Genomic DNA, 19,798 nt, shown 5'->3' with positions numbered 1-19,798 from the left:
GTTATCCCCCTTTTCCTAGTATTATAAAATCTGTCAGATTATTTATCAATATAACAAAAGGTTCCATTATAAGCGGTAATATCCAAAGCAGTAAAATTCCTAACAAAAATAGTATACCATATATTTCATATTTTATATACCAATCCCAATAATCATCTGGCAAAAAGGCACCAAGAAGCCTTGAACCATCAAGTGGTGGAACTGGTAAGAGTGAAAATATTGCATATGTAAGACTCCATTTGCACGCCTTATAAAAAACTTCATATATTATTTTATATTCAAAAAAACTTTTTGCCAACAAACCGTATAGAATAAAAAAAAACCCTCCCAAAATTGGACCAATCATCGATGAAAAAATCAGGATTTTTCTAACATTTTTATTTTTCAGTGGAAAAACTGGAACAGGTCTTGCCCAACCAAAATCAAACAAAATAAATGCAACCGTCCCAATGGGATCCAGATGAACAAATGGATTTAATGATGTTCTCTTCAATTTCTTGGGCGTATTATCCCCTGATAAAACTATCAAATAAGCTTTTATAACCTCACGCGGAAAAATAACTAAAATTACAGCAAAAAATCCAGTTACTAAATATTGTATCAGATTAATCGTAATTTTCACCTTCTTTTACCTTTCTTGCATACATCTTTAAATATTGTACCACATTTTCACTCATTCCAAATTTCCACCAAAAAGGTAAAACGGTATTATTGAGCAACAAAGGATCCTCTAATCCAGTTAATTTTCCTTTATTTACCAAATTTATCCAATCATCTGTACCTATTATTGGAGTAAATTCATTAATAGAAAATCCTATACCTTCAGTTTTACAAAAATTAATAGCATTTTTCACATCTTCAACACTTTGCCCAGGGATATTTACCATAATATACGCTGAAACTTCTCTTTCGGTAAAACCTTTTTTTCTAAAAATACGCGCAGCTCTTACCAAATCTTTATCTACAACCTTACCTCCCGTTTTTAACTGGAGTTCTCCAGAAGTTTCATACCCAAGTTTTATAGTTTTAAAATTTAATTCCTTCATCAATTCCGCTATTTCTTCGTCTATCAGTCTAGCATGTATTCCATTTGGAAGGTGAAACCTATACTTTGAATACCCTTTTTCCAGCAACTTCTTTAAAATTACTTTAAAATGCTTTTTGGAATTTACCAAAATTGCATCATCAAAAAATACTATATCTTTTACGTTAAATGTTTCAACGTATTTTTCAATTTCAAAAACCACAACTTCCGGAGGTTTAAATTTTATTCCATCCCATATCCTATGAGCAATACAATACGAACACTTATAAGGACATCCTAAAGTAGTTAAAAAAACTAAATATCCCAAATTATTGTAAAGCTCATACATGGGGGGAAGCATAAACCAATCTATATTTTTAGATTTAATTTCTTTTCCTGTTACTTGTTCTAAAAACTTTGGCAATCTATTTAAATCATTACTCGGAAAGATATGTACTCCAGTCTTTCTCGCATGAGACGGTATATTTCTAACATAAAAGCCACCAAATACAATAGGTACGTTATTTCCATAATAACTCTTTAAAAAAGAAATAGTATCCCAATAACCTGGATACCAATAAGTCAACGTAGAAGTAACAAAAATTATATCAACTTTTCCTATATCTTTTAATTTGTAATAAAAAAACTCTTTGGGTGCTCCGTATCTTTTGTATTTTCTCGGAATAAATTTTAACACATCTGGTTTTTTTACTTCAACAAATGGAAATTTTCCTGTGCCATAAAACTTATCCCTAGGAACATTTACGAATCTTTTTAAATCAATATCATGTCTATTCATTAAATCAACAAGATAGATTTCAAACCCTAATTTATCTAAATAAGATGCCACATATAACAGGCCTAACGGTTTAAGCCAAAAATCATATGCTGCAAAATCTTCAATCCAAGGATTAACTAATAGCGCTTTCATAAAAGTAATAAATCCCCCTAAGACCTAATTCTAAATCGTAAATAACATCTTTTTTATAATCCATTATTATCTTTGATTGTCCTCCTGTGAATATAACAGAGGTAATTTCTGTTTCACTTTTTATTTTCTCAACAACTTTTATTATCCCTTCAAGCACTGTGTTAATCACACCTATTCTTATATTAGATTCTGTATCTTTTCCAATAAAAACATCTGATGGCTTTAACTCCACCTTTGGAAGTTTTGCAGTTCCTTTAAACAAGGCATTAATCATCATCCCAAATCCAGGAATTATAACTCCTCCTTCATATATTCCATTTTTCAAAACATCAATAGTTATCGCCGTACCAAAATCTACTATTATTGCGTTATTACCGTAATCCTTTTCAGCTGCAATCACATTTGCCACTCTATCTGCACCAATATCAGAAGGAACTCTAACATCCCACTTTATATTTTTGTATAATTTTGCATTTAAAAACACAGCATCTTTACCTATATATTTTTTAGAAAAAAACTCAAAAATATGGTTAATATTAGGAACAACTGAAGAAACTATTATTTGATCATAGTTTTCACTAAATAACATTTTAAGATAAACGTATAATTCATCTTCTGTTTGCAATGAATACGTCGATATGCGCTTTATATTAAATTTCTTCCCATTATCCGTAAGTGCAATAGTTGTATGAGTATTTCCTACGTCAAAAAGAAGTTTCATCTTACCACCTCGTAGTAAGTTGCATGTCCACTTTTGGTATTACATTATACTTTTCCAATAAACTCCTTATATCTTTTGTAACATAAAACCTCACTATTTGTATTAAATTACTGCTCATGAGTCTATACGCGGGATATTCTTTTACATACTCATCAAAGGACAAAATTTGTTTTTTCCAAAAATCATAAATATATATATTACTTTTTAAAAATTCTTCCGGATGCACTAAGGAAAGCTTATAAGGCGTATCTACTTTAAATATATTATCAAAATTTGAAAGTATCTCTGCAAGTCCATTTTTATCCTCTTCATCTGCACCTTCAATAGCCTTTTTCAATCTTAGCTTAATTTTTTTCAAAACATCCATTGCAAATCCTTGACTTGCAACAGAAGGATCTATACCTTCAACGGAAAATGGCGTTTCCAATATAGTCTTCCAAAAATCTCTATTTTTTAATCTCTCCACTATCTCATATGCCATTACAATATCCAATTCCAAAGGTTGTAGGTCAATTTCATAATTTAAAATCTTTTCTTTTGTCTCTTTAAATGAACTAATATTGTACTCTTCAACTATTTGCTTAAAGTAAATTTCTATTTCATTTATAATTCTTTGATCGGTTAATTCCATGAAAGTTTCTAAATTTTCAACACGTTCTTTTAACTTCAAAGGTTTATAACTTAACTCTAAAAGCTCTTGGATCATTAAATCTGCGGCACGTGAAGTCTTATGGAAATAAACATTTTTGTACATCATAAATCTGCCAAATAACGTAGTATAAATCTCATCTATAACCTTAATGTTATAAGCCAAATGTTTTTTTCCATCTTTTTCAATTATCATGGAATTTCTCACAAGTCTATCCAAAGACCCAGTCCCAAATCCTCTAGTACCTGCAAAGTATGAATCTCTAAGGACAAAGTCCATTCTATCTGCTCCTAAGGGACCTTGAATAACTGCAAATTCTATTGTTCCATACTCTTCTCCATCATAAACATCTATCACCATTTGCATTATCTTCCTAAAATCATCTAAAAGATCTGAAATACCCCCTAAAACAAATTCAACATCTTCTAAAACTGCCTTTTGTAACTTTTCAGGAGCCCTTTCGTAAACCTTTAACATAGCATTGGGCATATACTCTGTTAAAATTTTATTTCTATATTCATCATGGCCATCATCTAACCCCATATTCTTGTAAACCACTTCGTCGAATTGATGACTAAATGGCCCATGACCTATATCATGTAATAATCCAGCTAATCTTAAAATTCTTACTTTAGCTTTATCTTCAAAAAGATGCTTTGCATACATACCAGATATATGCATTACTCCTAACGAATGTGCAAATCTAGTATGAGTTGCACAAGGATATACATATTCTGAACCCACTAATTGTGACAAATATCTTAATCTTTGCATTGCCTTAGTATCAGATGCCAAGATTTCCAAAGGATACATAAAAATTTCTGCATGAATTGGATCTCTTGAAACTTTATGGTACATAAAGACACCTCTTTTCATAAATTAGTCATCTTTTTAAAAATAAATTCCACAACAACATCTATTGCTTTTTCATTAAAACCACCTTTGGGTATAATCAAATCAGCATATTTTTTTGAAGGCTCTACATACGCATCATGCATAGGTTTCACCATATTCAAATACTGCTCTACAACGCTTTCAAGAGTCCGCCCTCTCTCTTTAATATCCCTTTCAAGTCTCCTTATAAACCTTACATCACTTTCAGCATCGACAAAAATTGATAAATCGTAAACCTTTCTCAAATCCTCATAATAAAGTGCAAAAATTCCTTCTACTATAATAACAGGTTTCGGTTCTAAAATAGTAAACTTTCCTGTCCTAGAATAAATCTTAAAATCATATTCCGGTAACTTTATACTCTTTGAAGATAACAACTTATTTAAATGCATTACCAACAAAGATGACTCTATCATATTAGGATGGTCATAGTTATACTTTTTTCTTTCCTCAAGTGATATATGACTCATATCTTTATAATAATTGTCCATAGGCAAAATTACGCTATTTTCTTTGCCTATTATTTCATGGATCTTTTGCGCAACCGTAGTTTTTCCAGAACCTGTGCCACCACCAATTCCAATAACAAACATACTATCACCTTTTAATTAATTTTCCATTTTTTTCAACAAAAGAAATATCCATTATTATATGAACAAGATATCCTATCGTAGATATTATACCAAGAAAAGCTGAATTTTCAGTCTTAAATCCCAAATAATACGCACCTGAAAACATTATTCCACCATAAATTAATGCAGCCCAAAAAGTATGCAATGGCCCTCTATGTTTAGGAATAATAATCTCAAACAAAATCCCAAAAAATAATCCCGTCAAAAACGCTATCAAAAATCTCAAATACAATCCAACATTTAAATCAAAAAAAGATATAATAATTTTTTTTGTAAACTCGAAATAAATAACAAAGGATATAACAAGTAACCTTATAAATTTATGTAAAAAAGAATGGTTGTGATCAATATCTGGCATATCAGATGACAAAACAAAAAGAAAAAAACCAAAAGCTATAACTTTCTCGTCTGGATATCCCATATTTAAAAGATGTAAAATAAAAAGATAAACACCCAAAACAATTGGGTAAAAAAACATTCCAACCCTTATATGAGAATCAAAATTTGGCATCTTAATCTCTCCTTAATCTCAATATTAAATCCATTAGCACCTCTTTGTTCTTTATATCTATTTTTTCTAAATTCTTTAGCGAAAGCTCAAACAACTCGTTCATCACGATTTTAGCACTTTCTACAGCTCCACTTTTTCTTATCGTATCAATTATAAACCCTATTTCTTTGTCCGTTTTTCGAGGTTTAAAATACATCTCAAAAAAATTATCATCATATTTTCCAAAATCTATTAATGCCGTTACTTTTCCTTCTAAAATATCGGAAAGATTAGATTTTCCAGAATTTTCATCAAATGTACTTAATATATCATCTCTTATCTGAAAAGCTATCCCCGCAGGAATTAATACACCCTCTAAATCCCCCCTTGGGACATTTCTTTTTCCAAAAAGTGCTCCAAGATAAAAGGGATAAAAAAAGGTATAATAAGCCGTTTTTAATTTAGAAATTTCCAAAGAAATTTTCTTTTCTTCAAAAATCTCCTTATATTTTTTGTTCATAGAATAAATAACGTCCAAGATTTGACCATATCCAGTATTTATGTAACATTCTGAAAAATCTTTTAAAAAACCATTTGGCAATTCTAATTTACTCAAAGCCCTTAAAGCTATAAAAAACAACACATCTCCCAACACTAACGCTAAATTTTCTCCAATTTTTGGATTAAAATTCAAATCTTTAAACTTTTCATACAAAAGACTATGCATAGAAGGTAGTCCTCTTCTTTTATCAGATTGATCCATAATATCATCGTGTATTAATAAAAAAGAATGCATTACTTCAATTACCGCCGAAACTTTATAAATCCTTTCATCAATTTTCGCCCCAAAACTCTCTGCACCTAACAAAAATAACAATGGCCTTATTCTCTTCCCAGACCTTAAACAAAACAATTTTAATTCATCAACAAGATAATCTTGTGAATTTGTTAATTTATTTTCATCTATAACTTCTTCTATATTTTTTTCTATATATTTAACATGAACTTTTCTAAACACTTCAAAATCCATATTATTCCCCCATATACTTTTCAACATCTTCACCAACTAGTTTCTTTAATATATCATAATACATAGAATTTTTCATTACAATATTTGATAAAGACTTTTTAATTATTTCCAAATCTTCTCCGTCAAAATCTCCACTGTTAATTGCACTCACTAAATCCTTTACAACTTCCGGTCTATTCACATATGAAAGTGCCATTGCAGCTTGTGCACCAAACTTTTTTCTTTCCGCATCTTCTAATAAAAAATACTTAAGTATATCGTAAACTTCATCACCGTAACCTAGTTTGGCTATCGCTTCATAAATTACCAACTCTGCTTCTTCAAAGCTATAAAGTGACAAAACGCTGTACAAGTCCTTTTTGATACTTTTTTCTCCAATATCAGCTAAAATATCTATTACATAAAGTAGTGTTATATCATTCTTTTTAGCTTCTAAAACTCTACTTTTAAACTCCTCTAATAACTTTTCTCTTGAATATTCTTGCAATTTAAACAATGCCTCTGAAGCTATCTCTCTTACTTGACTATCCTCATCATCTAATAGCTTAATTAAGTCATCGACAGCTTCCTTCCCCTTTTCATCTATTATTCTCTTTATTAACTCTTCACGTTCCATGATAAACCTCCTAAACTGATGAACTCTACCGCTTATAATTATATCACATATACTATAACTTAGTATAATCTAATTTACTCAACAACATTTTTTTGATATAATATTAGTGAAATATTTTACAAAAGAGGTGTAAGCATGATAGCAAGTGGAGGATTCAGAAAATATATTGCAATTACCGGAAAGAGAAATGTTGGAAAATCTTCGTTTATGAACACACTAATTGGCCAAGAAGTATCAATAGTAAGTAATGTGGCAGGAACTACTACAGATCCCGTATTCAAAAGTATGGAGCTTTCACCTGTTGGACCTGTTACACTAATTGATACTCCTGGTCTTGATGACATTGGAGAATTAGGAATAAAACGTATAAAAAAGGCAAAAAAAACTTTGTATAGAGCAGATTGCGGAATCTTAATAGTTGATAATAAACCTGGTGATTTTGAAGAACAGATTATAAACCTCTTTAAAGAACTTGAAATTCCATATTTAATAGTAATAAATAAAATAGACAAAATAGACCCAGAAAAAATAGAAAAAGCATACGAAAAGTATAATGTCCCAATTATAAAGGTTTCCGCTTTAAAAAAAAGTGGCTTTGAGGACATTGGAGAAAAAATAAATTCATTATTACCAAAAGATGATGAAATACCTTATCTTTCGGATTTAATAGACGGTGGAGATCTAGTAATATTAGTTGTCCCAATCGATTTAGGTGCACCAAAAGGTAGGTTAATAATGCCACAAGTACATGCAATAAGAGAGGGGTTAGACAGAGAATCGTTAGTATTAGTGGTAAAAGAAAGGGAATTAAGATATGCAATTGAAAATATAGGAATAAAACCTAGACTAGTTGTTACAGATTCTCAAAGTGTAATGAAAGTCGTTTCAGATGTGCCTGATGATGTAGATCTAACTACTTTTTCCATACTTGAATCAAGGTATAGAGGTGATTTAGAATATTTTGTTGAAAGCGTAAAAGCAATTGAAAATCTATCAGACGGAGATACCGTTATCATAATGGAAGGTTGTACCCACAGGCCACTTACTGAAGACATAGGACGAGTTAAAATTCCAAGGTGGTTGACCAATCACACAGGAGCAGCATTAAACTTTAAAGTATGGGCAGGGGTGGACCTTCCAGAACTTTCTGAAATTGAAGACGCAAAATTGGTTATTCACTGTGGTGGTTGTGTAATGAACAGAAATAACATGATGAGAAGGGTTCGTATGTTCAAGCGTTTGGACATTCCCATGACAAATTACGGAGTTATAATATCTTATTTACACGGTGTGCTTGATAGAGCTATTAAGCCATTAATGAGGTGAAAAAATGAGGAAAGAAAGAGACTACTTGGGTGAGATCGAAATCGAAGACAATGCACTATACGGCATCTCATCAAAAAGAGCAACTCAAATATTTCCAAATACAAATGAAAAATTTGACAAAAAATTTCTCTGGGCCTATTTTATGATAAAAAAGGCCGCTGCAAAATTAAATACAGAACTTGGTTACCTTGAAAAAGAAATAGGAAATGCCATTGAAAAAGCATGTGACAAGTGGGAAGAATTATTACCACATATAATTGTAGATCCATTATCAGGCGGAGCAGGCACCTCAGTTAATATGAATATTAATGAAGTAATTGCAAATAAAGCTTCTATTATCTTGGGAAAAGAATTTGGATTTGTAAACCCCCTAGAACATGTAAATATGCATCAATCAACCAATGATACATTCGTAACCGCAGGAAAAATAGCAATAATAGTACGTTTAAGAGAATTAATAGATAAGATAATAAACCTTCAAAACATCATACAGCAAAAAGAAAAAGAGTATTATAGTATTAGAAAAGTTGGAAGAACACAATTAATGGATGGCCCTCCAATAATGTTGGGACAAGAATTTGGCGCCTTTGCCGACGCACTTGCAAGGGATAGATGGAGACTAAACAAAGTAGAGGAAAGAATTAGAAATGTAAATATAGGCGGAACAGCTATTGGCACTGGTATTGGTGCTCCAAAGGAATATATATTAAAAATAGTAAATACTTTGAGAGAAACGTGCTGTGTTAAAATTGCAAAAGCAGAAAATTTAATAGATACTACCCAAAACATGGACGTCTTCTCTGAAATACACGGACTATTAAAAGCACTTGCGGTAAACTTGTATAAAATATCCAACGATATAAGATTACTTGGTTCTGGACCAAATACCGCTATTGGTGAGTTAATACTTCCAAAGGTACAAATTGGAAGCTCTATAATGCCTGGAAAGATAAACCCCGTTATTCCAGAATACGTTATGCAAATATCTCTAATTGTCTTTTCACATGATAGTTTAATCAACCACGCTGCCTCATTAGGAAATCTAGAATTAAATCAATTTTCACCAATAATTATTCACTATACATTAAAATCCTTAAAACTTTTGAAAAATGCATGCATATCTCTTTCAAAATATATTTCTAAAATAGAGGCAAATGAGAAAAAATGTAAAGAAAATTTGGAAAAATCCATTTCAAATTTAACACCTTTAATAAATTTATTTGGCTATGAAGAAGTAGCAAATGCAATAAAAAAAGCAAATTATAACTTCTTTAAAGCTATTGAAATACTTTCAAAAAAATTCAATATACCTAAAAAAAACATTCTAGAAAAAATAGACCCCAAAAACTTAACAAAATTGGGATTTTAAATTTTTAAATATTTTTTTTTTGTTTTTTTGAACATATGTGTTATACTAATATAGAACACTAGATAAATATGGAGGTGACATTATGGATTTTCTCAAAAAATACCCTATATTTTCTAAACTATTGATAATGCTATTACTGGGAATTTTAAGTGTTATAATCCCACTATGGAGTATTAAAATAATAATTTTTCTTGCAGGAGTATTCGTGTTTTCAACAATCATAAAAAGGGGAGCTATAGCATTTATTATTCTAGTTTTAATTTTTTCCTTGCCAACCACACTTACCATAAAACTTAGACCTTTTTTTTTAAACAATTTTATTGAAAATTTCTCACAAAGACGTTTACAAAACTATCAAAAAAATATAATATATCCAGATACCAATACTGAACTTTTTACCGATGAAGTATTAATAGATATGGGAAATTCAAATTTAATATTGGAATTTACAGATGGAAATAATATAAGTTATTCTAGTAAATTAAAGATAGAACAAGGAAAAACTATCAAAATAAGTACTAATAAAGGAAATAATTACTCTTTTTATCTTAAAATAGGTACTGAAAGCCTAAAATATCTGAAAATAAACACAAATAATGTTAAATTATCTGGAAAAGCCACGTTAAATGAACTAAAAATAAATGCCACTGCCATAAGTTTTAATTCTTTGGACATAGAATGTGAAAATTTAAAACTAAATGGAACTGGTATCAATATAGATGGAAAAATAAATTCAAAATTTTTTGAGATAGATGGAACAGGTATAAACATCGACGGGTACATTAGTGGAAAAAATTTTAATTTAAATGGTACAGGTATAAATATAGACTCAAAGATAAACTATGAAGAAATAAGAATTGATGGAACAGGAATGAATGTAGATATAAAATTAGGCAGAAAAAATACCTATACAAGAATTAATGCAACTACCATTATAGGAAGCATTGATATTTCAAACAATCCAGCACAAATTAAAATACTCTGTACATCGGGGAACATAAAAATTAAAAATTACAAAAAAGCGGTTTTAGATATCAAAGGCCCAAGGCTCACTTTTGAACAGGAGTGATGATATGTTAAAACAAGTAGACAAACATAGTGGTATCCCCGCATATATCCAGATAATAAACATGATAAAATCTGAATTTATTCTTGGAAAATTCACACCAGGAGATCAACTGCCGCCCGTTAGAGAACTTAAAGAAATATTCCAAGTTAATATAAATACCGTACTTAAAGCGTTGGAAAAGTTAAAAATTGAAGGAATTATTTCCTCAGAACAAGGAATTGGATACTTCATAAATAAAGATATTAAACTTAGCGATGATACCATAGAGGAAATTAAAAAAGTGGTCAAAAAACTTAAAAAGTTAAACATAGATATACAAACTATTTTTATAATATTTGAGGAGGTGTGGAAAAATGAAAAAGGTTGAAGCTCTATTTGAAATAATAATAAAAGAAAAGAGTGGAAGTTGGTTCTTTTGGTTTTTGCTTTTATTTATACCTTACACGAATATTTTTTCAGTATTTTTCCTCTCAAACCTCGTTTTAGGTTCAAAAATAAAATCAAAAAAAGACAAACTTTTCTATTATCTTCCATTTACAAAAAAAGAAGTATTCCTTTATCTATACACATTTTTAATGTTACTCATTTGTTCTGTCACAATACTTATCGAACACTCCCAAGCAATCTATTTTCTAATATTTTCAACATTTATCTTTTCACTAGCAACCATTGCCGCATCATTTGGTATAGATAATCTTGCAATTACCATAATATTTTTAATTGTAGACTCTATACTCACAAAAATCGGCAGTCTTCAACTAGATATAAATTTTAATCCATATCTTTTAATTAGTCCTACTTATCAAGGAAATATACTATATTCTGCACTTTTTTCCGCTTTACTTTTATTTTTAGCCTACAGAGTTTACGTTGGAGGTGAAAGTTATGTTAAAAATTAAACAATTAAAAAAGGCTTTCAAAAATAAACCAGTTTTGACTAATATATCTTTTGAATTAGAGAAAGGAGAAGTTTTGGCACTAATTGGTCCAAATGGTGTTGGCAAGACAACAACCCTAAATTGTATATCACATGTACTAAGAAAAGATTATGGAACTATAACCTTTGAAGATGAAGAATTAACAGAAAAAATGAAATACAAATTATCCTATGTTCCAGAAGACAGATGTGTTTTTCAAAACTTTACTGGGTATGATTATCAAAAAGTATGGAGTTCTATTTATCCATTGTGGAATAATAACTTATTTGAAAAAATGGCCATAAAATACCATTTGGATCTTTCCCAAAATGTTTCAAAATACTCACAAGGGTTAAAAACACTATTCTTAGTTGCCTTAGCCGTATCCACAAATGCAGAAATATTATTGTTAGATGAGCCAACACAACATTTAGATCCTACAATAAGGGTTGAAATAATGGAAATTATGAGAGAATATGCCGATCTTGGAAAATACATTATCGTTTCATCACATGAAATATATGAGATAGAAGAATACGCAGATAAAATTGCAATAATAAAAGATGGTGAAGTAATTTTTCACGACTATATCGATGCATCAAAAGAAAAACACAGAATAATAGAAGCACAATACGAAACAAAAACCGGCACGATAATTGGTCTTGTAGGAAAAAACTTACTAGTAAAAACAGATGAAAACATCGGTAGATATCCAAAATTAAACGAAATAGTAGTTGGATATTTAAATGGAACAGAAAAAATAAGATTATTCTAAAAACATTTTTAAGTTCACTTCATCTTTTAATTCAATATCAAGTTTATTGTTGTCATTTGCAGTCATTACTACTACAATTCCAGGCCCATGGCCTGTTTTTATACAATTAGAATGTACAACTACACCTATTGAAATTGCTCCCTTTCTAAAACCACCTACACCATAACCATTATAATGATCTTTTATCGCAACAAAATCCCCTATTTTTAGTTTGTCCAATCCAAGGCGCTTTATCTCGTCCATATCATGTGTATTTATATCATAATCCGTTCCAGTTGGATTTGATGCCCCCACACCTGATCCCATAAGATAAGAAGGAACAATAGCTTTAACTGGAAAAATTAATTTCCCATTTTTTTCAATAATTGATATTTTTTTCAATAAATTAGGATCAATATTAAAAACTTTCAAGTCTGGATAATCTATTATCTCTAATCCTTGGCCAAATCCACATATCTGAATCTTATCTCCAATGACTAATTTATCTTTTTGTGGAAAATATATCAAAATATTATCCACTCCACCATGTTTTCCAATCACGTACCCTTCCATCCCTTTTGCTTCACCTGATACTACTACAGCCTTATTCCCTATACACGCAAGATTCATACACGTATCATTAAATACTTTATCTTTATTTTTAGTCGAAACATCTGGTTCAACATGATCTCCAAAAATTTCAAAAACATTATCACCAAGCCCAAAGTTATATGAAATACCGCCAACTCCGGGAAAATAATATGGCTTTCCATCATTGTTTAAAACAGGAATTCGCGCAATGGGATGGACTATTTCAACTAAAAGTGATAACTTCACAACTTTACTGTCGTTTAAAATCATAAATTACACCTCCTTATACTCTCACTACTTTCCATTTTCCCTTATTGAAAAAGTAAACGGAAACTATGTATTCCATAAAATCTCCAAATGCAAAACTAATCCAAAGCCAAATCACCGGCAATTTAAATACCATTACCACAAAATACATCAAAGGAATCTGGACTATCCATCTAGAAATTAAACTCATAAACAGAAATGGAATATTATAACCAGAACCTGTAAAAGCAATACTAATTCCCAAACCATATGCAAGAAATAACAATCCCCATACACTGTACCTTAAAAATAAAACACCGTTTTTAATCACTTCATAATCATTCGAAAATAAATCAATAAATTCCTTTGAAAAGATAACTATGATACAAACGAAAATCAACGATACAATTGTAGTTAACCATCCCGCTATTTTTGACACTTTTTCTGCCCTTTCAACCTTCTCTGCTCCTAAACTTTGTCCAACTATTGCAGAACTTCCCATTAAAATACCAAACAATGGCATAAACACAAAGCCAAAGATCCTATTTCCAATAGTATAAGCAGATATAACTTCTTTGCCATATTTTGAAACAAAATATAAAATCATAACTCCAGATAAATTTCTCATAAGTACTTCAAAACCATTTGGAAGACCTATAGTAATTAATTTCTTGTCAATCCCAAAATCTAATTTAAACAACTCACTAATACTGGGTTTTACTCCCTCAACTCCACTAAACAATATATAAAAACCAACTACAAAAGAAAAGACTTGTGAGATAATCGTGGCAATGGCAGCGCCTGATACGCCTAAATTAAATCCTCTAAAGATAAATACTTCATCAAACATTAAAATGGGATCTAAAATAATATTTAAGACACTGGATATTATCATTATAATCATTGGAGTTTTTGAATTTCCAATACTTCTAAATGCCGTGTTTATTGAAAACGACGAAAACATTATTGGTAGAAAAAATATTCTTAGATATCCATACTTTAGTCCCAATTCCAAAACATTTCCTTCATTAGTAAACAAACAAAATATAGGTTTTAAAAACAAAAGTAAAATAACACTACCTACAATTGCAACTAAAAATTTAAAAGCAATAGTTTGTTCAATAACTGAATTTGTTCTCTCAAAATTCCTTTTACCATAACTTTGTGAAATCAACGAAATAGAACTAACACCTATTATTTCATTTAAAGCTTCTACAACCCAAAAAATAGTGGAAAAAATTCCAACCCCAGCAATCGCACTCGTTGAAATTTTACCAATCCAGTAAAGATCAACTAAATCGTAAAACATTTGAAATGAAAAACCAATAGCCGTTGGGAGTCCCATTACTATAATCTGCTTTAAAATACTTCCATAGAATAAATCTTTTGCAGACATATTAACCTCCATGTTTCGTATTTCAAATTTAATAATAACATTTTAATCAAATGTTATCAAACTTTATCTAATTAAACTTAAACCGTGATATAATTTCATATGCTAACAAATTGGTTTTATACGTTTTCCCTATTCTTTTTGGGATATATAAAAAAGACTAAGTAATTACAACTTTAAGCTATTTTAAAAAGAATATTTTCACATAATAATCCCTTATTTTCTTTTACTTATCTTTGGTAAAGTAATATAATTTAATATGGATTAAGATGGAAGGAGGATAAATATGAAAGCTATATTAAAAGAAAATGCAGGTCCAGGATTTATAATGAAAGAAGTTGATAAACCTCAAAAATTAGGGCCAAGAGACGTCTTAGTTAAGATACGTCGTGCCTCTATTTGTGGAACAGATGTCCACATTTACAAATGGGATGAATGGTCTCAATCTAGGATCAAACCGCCGTTAATTGTGGGGCACGAAATGGCAGGGGAAGTTGTAGAAGTAGGAGAAGCAGTAACACAGGTAAAAGTGGGGGATTTAGTTTCAGCTGAAACGCACATTCCATGTGAACATTGTTATCAATGTAAAACTGGAAGAATGCACGTTTGTAAGAATTTAGAAATATTAGGTGTGGATAGGAATGGTGTCTTTACCGAATATGCTGTTATTCCAGAAACAGTGCTGTGGAAATTTTCAAAAGAAATTCCTTTAGACTTTGCATCTGTTATGGAACCATTTGGAAATGCAATCCATACCGCTTTGGTAACAGATTTAACGGGGAAAAAAGTACTTATCACAGGAGCAGGTCCTATAGGGTTAATGGCTATTCAAGTTGCTAAAGCTGCTGGTGCAAGTTTAGTAATTACCTCCGAAGTTGATCCTTTAAGAATTAAAATGGCAAAGGAAAATGGTGCAGATATAGTCATAGATCCAACAAAACAGGATTTAATAAAAAGTGTGTACACTATAACAGAAGATGGTGTAGATATTCTACTTGAAATGAGCGGTAACAAGAAAGCACTAGAAGACGGTTTAAAATGTGTCACTATGGGTGGTGAAGCATCATTATTAGGTATATTCGGTGGTAGCATAGATATCAACCTTGATTCTCTTGTAATTATGAGAGGAATTACCGTATATGGAATTACGGGAAGACGTATGTTTGATACATGGAAAGTTGCAGATGAATTACTAAAAAACAAAAAAGTTGACCTTTCAAAAATTGTTACACATGTTATTCCTTTTGATGAATGGGAAAAAGGATTTGAACTTATGTTGAATAAAAAATGCGGAAAAGTAGTTTTAAATCTTGATTAGGGGGTGTAAAATTATGTTTGATTACAGTATTTTTGCAAAAGAACTTGAAAATTTAAAAGAGCAAGGGCTATACACATACATAAAAACTCTTGAATCTCCACAAGGTGCTTGGTTAACCATAAACGGAAAAAAAGTTTTAAATCTTTGCTCAAATAATTATCTTGGATTTGCAAATGAAGAAAGATTGAAAAAAGCGGCAATAAATGCGATAGAAAAATGGGGTGTAGGTCCAGGTGCAGTAAGAACTATAGCTGGTACATTTTCACTCCACAACGAACTTGAGGATACATTAGCAAAATTTAAAAAAGTTGATGCAACCATTTTCTTACAATCTGGATTTGTAGCAAACCAAGCTGTAATACCTGCAATCACCAGCGGAGAAGATGCAATCCTTTCTGATGAATTAAATCACGCTAGTATAATTGATGGTGTAAGACTTTCAAAAGCAAAAAGATTCGTATGGAAACATCGCGATATAAAAGATTTAGAAGAAAAATTAAAAGAAGCCAAAAATGCAAGAAGAAGACTAATTATAACGGATGGTGTATTCAGTATGGATGGTGACTTGGCACCACTACCGGAAATAGTTGAACTTGCAGAAAAATACAATGCCATGGTTATGGTAGATGACGCACATGGAGAGGGCGTATTAGGCAGTCATGGAAGAGGAATTGTTGATCACTTTGGATTACATGGAAGGGTTGACATTGAAATTGGGACACTATCTAAAGCATTTGGTGTATTAGGCGGCTATGTTGCCGGAAAAAAAGAATTAATTGAATATTTAAAGCAAAAAGCTAGACCTTTCCTATTCAGCAGTCCACTTTCTCCAGCTGATACCGCGGCAGCATTAGAAGCAACTAAAATACTCCAAGAATCAGATGAAAGGGTCAAAAGATTGTGGGATAATGCAAAATATTTTAAAGAAGAAATGAAAAAATTGGGTTTTGATACCGGAGAAAGTGAAACTCCAATAACTCCTGTCATGTTGTACGATGCAAAACTTTCCACACAATTTAGTAAGGAGCTTTTTGAAGAGGGAATTTTTGCACAATCAATTGGTTACCCCACTGTCCCAAAAGGTAAAGCACGAATAAGAGTTATGATAAGCGCCGTACACACAAAAGAAGATTTAGATTTTGCACTTGAAAAATTTGAAAAAGTTGGTAAAAAACTCAATGTAATATAAACAAACTGGCCTGTACAGGCCAGTTTTTACTTTTTTAAATAGTTCACAATTGTTTCTACACAATCAGTTATAACATAATCCGCCAACTTGCGTAAAAACTCAATTTCCTCAATTTTATTAACTGTCCAAATAACTACTTTTTTCTCAATACTTCTTAAAAAATTAGTTAAATAAAGAAATTTTTCCTTGTCTATGTAATAGAGATCTATGGGAATATGTGCACTGTATATATTGGTTTCTGTAAATAACTTTTTTATATCATCAAATGTTAAATCTTTATGTCTTTCATCAAATAAAAGTCCAAATTTTTCAGACTTATATATGCTTGAAAGTTCTTTTATAACTTCATGTTCAAATGAACTAAAAATTATCTCTTGCTTTCTGTTTTCTTTTATGACATATTTAACTATATCCTCTGCATTTTCAAAGTCCTTTATCTCTACATTTATTACCTTATCTTTAGGTATAATTTCAAAAACTTCATTTAAAGTTGGGACATCTGCTTTTTCTTTAATTGATTTTATGTTGCATTTTTTTACATTTAAATTTATATTAAAAACCCTTTTTAAATCTTCATCATGTGTAACAACAACTTCTCCATCTTTTGTATAATAAACATCTAATTCTATTCCATCAGCACCATATTTAATAGCTTTAGCAAAAGATTCCAACGTATTTTCAGTGAATTTTTCTGCATATCCTCTATGTCCTAATATCTTCATTACTGTACCTCCTTTGTTATTTTTCCTCATATTTTATCTTCTCCATTAGCCTTGCTTGCCTTCTAAATTCATTTACATCCATTTCTTTTAATATAAATCTTGCAAGAAAATATTGAAAAGGAAGCCAAGTTACATGTCCGGATAAAATAACATGTCGCCTTGGTTTTCCAAGCATTTCCCAAAGTATTCTTCTACTTTGTTTTGGAAGTGCTTTATCAAATAATGCTTCAATAAATATAACTCTTTCTTTTTTCACAAATTTAGCATATGCAATTGGATCAACTTTTAAAAACGGATGAATATCACTGTTTTGCATTTCCTTTACAGTTTTGAACTTACTCAATTTTTCAATATCATTTTTAAATCTATTTAAAAACCTTTCCTTTTCCCTAATATCTCCACCTAATCCCTTTTTTATATCCCTTCTCATAAAGGCTAGTGTTGGGGAATACCATATTAAAGTTCCAACATCTCCACCGGTAGTCATTAATATTGTCTTTTTAAAATCATCTGTAACTGAATTCAAAATTACACTTATCATTCCTCCAAGACAAAATCCCAATAAACAGTTATTTTCATGCCACATATTCAAAGTTTTAAAAAATTTTAAAACACTTAATATATCAATTACAGCATGTTCCCAAAACTTTGTCGCTTTTTCCACATCAGTTGAAAAATACCCTTTTCCACTAACCGAGTTATGTGGAACCCTTGTGAAATTTCCAGGTAAAATTGGAATAATAGTTCTAAGCCCTGCATTTGCAAGATGTGTACCCATCCACAACAAAAATGGAATATTACTAGTTCCAAGCCCATGTAAAATCATTAAACTTCCACCTATATCTTTTTTTGGTTCAAAAAGATACGTCTCAACTATTTCAGTCCCCTTTTCACTATTTTTATAAAATGAAGGAAATTTAATATACGAAACTCTAAATCTTTTTGACTTTAATATATAACCAGATGTATACTCAGGCATTTTAAAGTCAAAATCAAAATTTATCATTTCAAATCTCCCCTCAAAAATTTTATCGTTTCTTCCAATATATCCTTAGTTTTTTCATCTTTAAGTACAAATTCAAAGCCATGATCGCCAAATGGATGTAATAATAGCTTGGCATTATTACCTTTTTCTCTCAACTTTTTATACATTTTCACAGAAGAAAAATATGGAACAACGGAATCTTTTAAACCATGAACAAGTAAAATAGGAGGAGCATCTTTATTAACATATGTAATAGGGGAATACTTTATATACACATCTTTGGACTTTACTGGTAATCTCTTTAACGTAGTTGACACGGCAAATCTTGCAAACAAAGACGAACTTTTCCAAATATCTAAAAGATCACATGGGGTATAATAACTAACAATATTTTCCACACTAGGTTTATATTTCAATCCAAAATACAGTGCAAGATGACCACCTGCAGATAATCCCATTAAACTCACTTTTGACAACGGAAACATATTTTTTATAAATCTATAAGCATCAAAAATATCCTCAACCAATACGTCTATTTCATTTAAATAACCATATCTATAATCAATTGTTGCAACGATAAAACCTTTTGATACCAAATATCTATACCATGAAACGTTGTTAGGTTGTCTTCTATAGCCACTTATCCATCCTCCACCATGAGCAAATAAAACCACATTATTTGTTTCAATTTTCGGATAATATAAATCTAACCATAAATTTTCTTTATATTTATAAGTTTCTTTTTTTAACCAGCTTTTTCTATCTAAATTAAAAGGTAGTTTCCCCAACACAGACCTTTTTACAATTGGTATTTGTAATATAAAAAATATAAATATTGCAATTGTAAAGTTAAAAAATGAAGTTATAAACAAAGACAAATATACCAAAAATTTAAACCAAGCTTTTATATTAGTCATTTACTATATTATACC

The 19,798-nt window shown here is 30.5% G+C and carries 21 protein-coding genes; 8 read left to right on the top strand and 13 right to left on the bottom strand.

The genetic code is table 11. From position 1 onward, the window contains the following. Window position 1: 1 nt before the first annotated feature. The 8 genes from Y592_RS07545 to Y592_RS07510 are packed head-to-tail and all read right to left on the bottom strand — an operon-like array spanning window position 2 to window position 6,987. On the bottom strand, window positions 2-622 hold the full coding sequence (locus Y592_RS07545) for a site-2 protease family protein (RefSeq protein WP_075666377.1): 621 nt from the start codon (window positions 620-622) through the stop codon (window positions 2-4). Further along, window positions 606-1,955, bottom strand: a complete 1,350-nt coding sequence (locus Y592_RS07540) for a B12-binding domain-containing radical SAM protein (protein ID WP_088368942.1) — start codon at window positions 1,953-1,955, stop codon at window positions 606-608. Before Y592_RS07540 ends, Y592_RS07545 begins: the two co-directional genes overlap by 17 nt. Beyond that, a complete protein-coding gene (locus tag Y592_RS07535; protein WP_088368941.1) occupies window positions 1,936-2,676 on the bottom strand; it encodes a type III pantothenate kinase in 741 nt (246 codons plus the stop codon). Before Y592_RS07535 ends, Y592_RS07540 begins: the two co-directional genes overlap by 20 nt. Window position 2,677: 1 nt before the next feature. Continuing rightward, complete coding sequence (locus Y592_RS07530; RefSeq protein WP_075666374.1) at window positions 2,678-4,183, bottom strand: HD domain-containing protein; 1,506 nt, start codon at window positions 4,181-4,183, stop codon at window positions 2,678-2,680. Window positions 4,184-4,197: 14 nt separating this feature from the next. Next, window positions 4,198-4,812: a uridine kinase gene (gene udk, locus Y592_RS07525; RefSeq protein WP_088368940.1), complete on the bottom strand. Its 615-nt coding sequence runs from the start codon at window positions 4,810-4,812 to the stop codon at window positions 4,198-4,200. A gap of 4 nt (window positions 4,813-4,816) precedes the next feature. Beyond that, a complete protein-coding gene (locus Y592_RS07520) occupies window positions 4,817-5,362 on the bottom strand; it encodes a metal-dependent hydrolase (RefSeq protein ID WP_075666372.1) in 546 nt (181 codons plus the stop codon). A 1-nt stretch (window position 5,363) separates the two neighbouring features. Continuing rightward, on the bottom strand, window positions 5,364-6,371 hold the full coding sequence (locus Y592_RS07515; protein ID WP_088368939.1) for a polyprenyl synthetase family protein: 1,008 nt from the start codon (window positions 6,369-6,371) through the stop codon (window positions 5,364-5,366). 1 nt (window position 6,372) lies between these two features. Then, on the bottom strand, window positions 6,373-6,987 hold the full coding sequence (locus Y592_RS07510; protein ID WP_077287842.1) for a hypothetical protein: 615 nt from the start codon (window positions 6,985-6,987) through the stop codon (window positions 6,373-6,375). A 135-nt stretch (window positions 6,988-7,122) separates the two neighbouring features. Between Y592_RS07510 and hydF the strand changes: the two genes are divergently transcribed. The 6 genes from hydF (at window position 7,123) to Y592_RS07480 (ending at window position 12,443) form a co-directional block, all read left to right on the top strand. Next, window positions 7,123-8,313 (top strand): [FeFe] hydrogenase H-cluster maturation GTPase HydF, encoded by a 1,191-nt coding sequence (gene hydF, locus Y592_RS07505; RefSeq protein ID WP_075666369.1) that lies wholly within the window; start codon window positions 7,123-7,125, stop codon window positions 8,311-8,313. A 4-nt stretch (window positions 8,314-8,317) separates the two neighbouring features. Next, window positions 8,318-9,682 carry an aspartate ammonia-lyase gene (locus Y592_RS07500; RefSeq protein WP_075666368.1) on the top strand — a complete coding sequence of 455 codons (1,365 nt, stop codon included), beginning with the start codon at window positions 8,318-8,320 and terminating at the stop codon, window positions 9,680-9,682. 82 nt (window positions 9,683-9,764) lie between these two features. Next, entirely contained in the window at window positions 9,765-10,751 is a 987-nt protein-coding gene (locus Y592_RS07495; protein ID WP_075666367.1) for a hypothetical protein, read from the top strand. Window positions 10,752-10,755: 4 nt separating this feature from the next. Then, the gene (locus Y592_RS07490; protein ID WP_088368938.1) at window positions 10,756-11,118 is read left to right on the top strand and encodes a GntR family transcriptional regulator; all 363 of its coding nucleotides are present in this window, start codon (window positions 10,756-10,758) and stop codon (window positions 11,116-11,118) included. Beyond that, on the top strand, window positions 11,105-11,650 hold the full coding sequence (locus Y592_RS07485) for a hypothetical protein (RefSeq protein WP_075666365.1): 546 nt from the start codon (window positions 11,105-11,107) through the stop codon (window positions 11,648-11,650). The genes Y592_RS07490 and Y592_RS07485 overlap by 14 nt, the downstream gene beginning before the upstream one ends. Continuing rightward, window positions 11,637-12,443 (top strand): ABC transporter ATP-binding protein, encoded by an 807-nt coding sequence (locus Y592_RS07480; RefSeq protein ID WP_075666364.1) that lies wholly within the window; start codon window positions 11,637-11,639, stop codon window positions 12,441-12,443. The genes Y592_RS07485 and Y592_RS07480 overlap by 14 nt, the downstream gene beginning before the upstream one ends. Here the strand turns inward: Y592_RS07480 and Y592_RS07475 are convergent. Together Y592_RS07475 and Y592_RS07470 are read right to left on the bottom strand one after the other, a co-directional pair. Then, window positions 12,435-13,283: a DUF4438 domain-containing protein gene (locus tag Y592_RS07475; RefSeq protein WP_075666363.1), complete on the bottom strand. Its 849-nt coding sequence runs from the start codon at window positions 13,281-13,283 to the stop codon at window positions 12,435-12,437. The genes Y592_RS07480 and Y592_RS07475 overlap by 9 nt on opposite strands. A 13-nt stretch (window positions 13,284-13,296) precedes the next feature. Next, the gene (locus tag Y592_RS07470; protein ID WP_237254751.1) at window positions 13,297-14,655 is read right to left on the bottom strand and encodes an MATE family efflux transporter; all 1,359 of its coding nucleotides are present in this window, start codon (window positions 14,653-14,655) and stop codon (window positions 13,297-13,299) included. 283 nt (window positions 14,656-14,938) lie between these two features. Between Y592_RS07470 and tdh the strand changes: the two genes are divergently transcribed. Further along, window positions 14,939-15,970: an L-threonine 3-dehydrogenase gene (tdh, locus tag Y592_RS07465; protein ID WP_077287838.1), complete on the top strand. Its 1,032-nt coding sequence runs from the start codon at window positions 14,939-14,941 to the stop codon at window positions 15,968-15,970. A gap of 13 nt (window positions 15,971-15,983) precedes the next feature. After that, window positions 15,984-17,159, top strand: coding sequence for a glycine C-acetyltransferase (locus Y592_RS07460; protein ID WP_075666361.1), 1,176 nt, complete (start codon window positions 15,984-15,986; stop codon window positions 17,157-17,159). Window positions 17,160-17,185: 26 nt separating this feature from the next. On the opposite strand, the gene Y592_RS07455 is transcribed toward Y592_RS07460, so the two are convergent. The 3 genes from Y592_RS07455 to Y592_RS07445 are packed head-to-tail and all read right to left on the bottom strand — an operon-like array spanning window position 17,186 to window position 19,783. Next, window positions 17,186-17,881: a glycerophosphodiester phosphodiesterase family protein gene (locus Y592_RS07455; RefSeq protein ID WP_075666743.1), complete on the bottom strand. Its 696-nt coding sequence runs from the start codon at window positions 17,879-17,881 to the stop codon at window positions 17,186-17,188. Between the two features lie 16 nt (window positions 17,882-17,897). Continuing rightward, complete coding sequence (locus tag Y592_RS07450; RefSeq protein WP_075666360.1) at window positions 17,898-18,887, bottom strand: alpha/beta hydrolase; 990 nt, start codon at window positions 18,885-18,887, stop codon at window positions 17,898-17,900. Beyond that, complete coding sequence (locus Y592_RS07445; protein WP_088368937.1) at window positions 18,884-19,783, bottom strand: alpha/beta hydrolase family protein; 900 nt, start codon at window positions 19,781-19,783, stop codon at window positions 18,884-18,886. Before Y592_RS07445 ends, Y592_RS07450 begins: the two co-directional genes overlap by 4 nt. Between the last annotated feature and the right edge of the window lie 15 nt (window positions 19,784-19,798).

The organism is Thermosipho sp. 1070 (assembly GCF_001682135.1).
GTDB lineage: Bacteria > Thermotogota > Thermotogae > Thermotogales > Fervidobacteriaceae > Thermosipho > Thermosipho affectus.
This window is presented reverse-complemented; position numbering and strand designations above follow the sequence as displayed.

Coding starts and splice junctions, on each gene's coding strand:
- Y592_RS07445 (WP_088368937.1), bottom strand. CDS start 19,783: ATGACTAATATAAAAGCTTGGTTTAAATTTTTGGTATATTTGTCTTTG.
- Y592_RS07460 (WP_075666361.1), top strand. CDS start 15,984: ATGTTTGATTACAGTATTTTTGCAAAAGAACTTGAAAATTTAAAAGAG.
- Y592_RS07540 (WP_088368942.1), bottom strand. CDS start 1,955: ATGAAAGCGCTATTAGTTAATCCTTGGATTGAAGATTTTGCAGCATAT.
- Y592_RS07485 (WP_075666365.1), top strand. CDS start 11,105: ATGAAAAAGGTTGAAGCTCTATTTGAAATAATAATAAAAGAAAAGAGT.
- Y592_RS07490 (WP_088368938.1), top strand. CDS start 10,756: ATGTTAAAACAAGTAGACAAACATAGTGGTATCCCCGCATATATCCAG.
- Y592_RS07515 (WP_088368939.1), bottom strand. CDS start 6,371: ATGGATTTTGAAGTGTTTAGAAAAGTTCATGTTAAATATATAGAAAAA.
- Y592_RS07530 (WP_075666374.1), bottom strand. CDS start 4,183: ATGTACCATAAAGTTTCAAGAGATCCAATTCATGCAGAAATTTTTATG.
- Y592_RS07495 (WP_075666367.1), top strand. CDS start 9,765: ATGGATTTTCTCAAAAAATACCCTATATTTTCTAAACTATTGATAATG.
- Y592_RS07475 (WP_075666363.1), bottom strand. CDS start 13,283: ATGATTTTAAACGACAGTAAAGTTGTGAAGTTATCACTTTTAGTTGAA.
- Y592_RS07500 (WP_075666368.1), top strand. CDS start 8,318: ATGAGGAAAGAAAGAGACTACTTGGGTGAGATCGAAATCGAAGACAAT.
- Y592_RS07510 (WP_077287842.1), bottom strand. CDS start 6,987: ATGGAACGTGAAGAGTTAATAAAGAGAATAATAGATGAAAAGGGGAAG.
- tdh (WP_077287838.1), top strand. CDS start 14,939: ATGAAAGCTATATTAAAAGAAAATGCAGGTCCAGGATTTATAATGAAA.
- Y592_RS07535 (WP_088368941.1), bottom strand. CDS start 2,676: ATGAAACTTCTTTTTGACGTAGGAAATACTCATACAACTATTGCACTT.
- Y592_RS07470 (WP_237254751.1), bottom strand. CDS start 14,655: ATGTCTGCAAAAGATTTATTCTATGGAAGTATTTTAAAGCAGATTATA.
- hydF (WP_075666369.1), top strand. CDS start 7,123: ATGATAGCAAGTGGAGGATTCAGAAAATATATTGCAATTACCGGAAAG.
- Y592_RS07520 (WP_075666372.1), bottom strand. CDS start 5,362: ATGCCAAATTTTGATTCTCATATAAGGGTTGGAATGTTTTTTTACCCA.
- Y592_RS07450 (WP_075666360.1), bottom strand. CDS start 18,887: ATGATAAATTTTGATTTTGACTTTAAAATGCCTGAGTATACATCTGGT.
- Y592_RS07455 (WP_075666743.1), bottom strand. CDS start 17,881: ATGAAGATATTAGGACATAGAGGATATGCAGAAAAATTCACTGAAAAT.
- udk (WP_088368940.1), bottom strand. CDS start 4,812: ATGTTTGTTATTGGAATTGGTGGTGGCACAGGTTCTGGAAAAACTACG.
- Y592_RS07480 (WP_075666364.1), top strand. CDS start 11,637: ATGTTAAAAATTAAACAATTAAAAAAGGCTTTCAAAAATAAACCAGTT.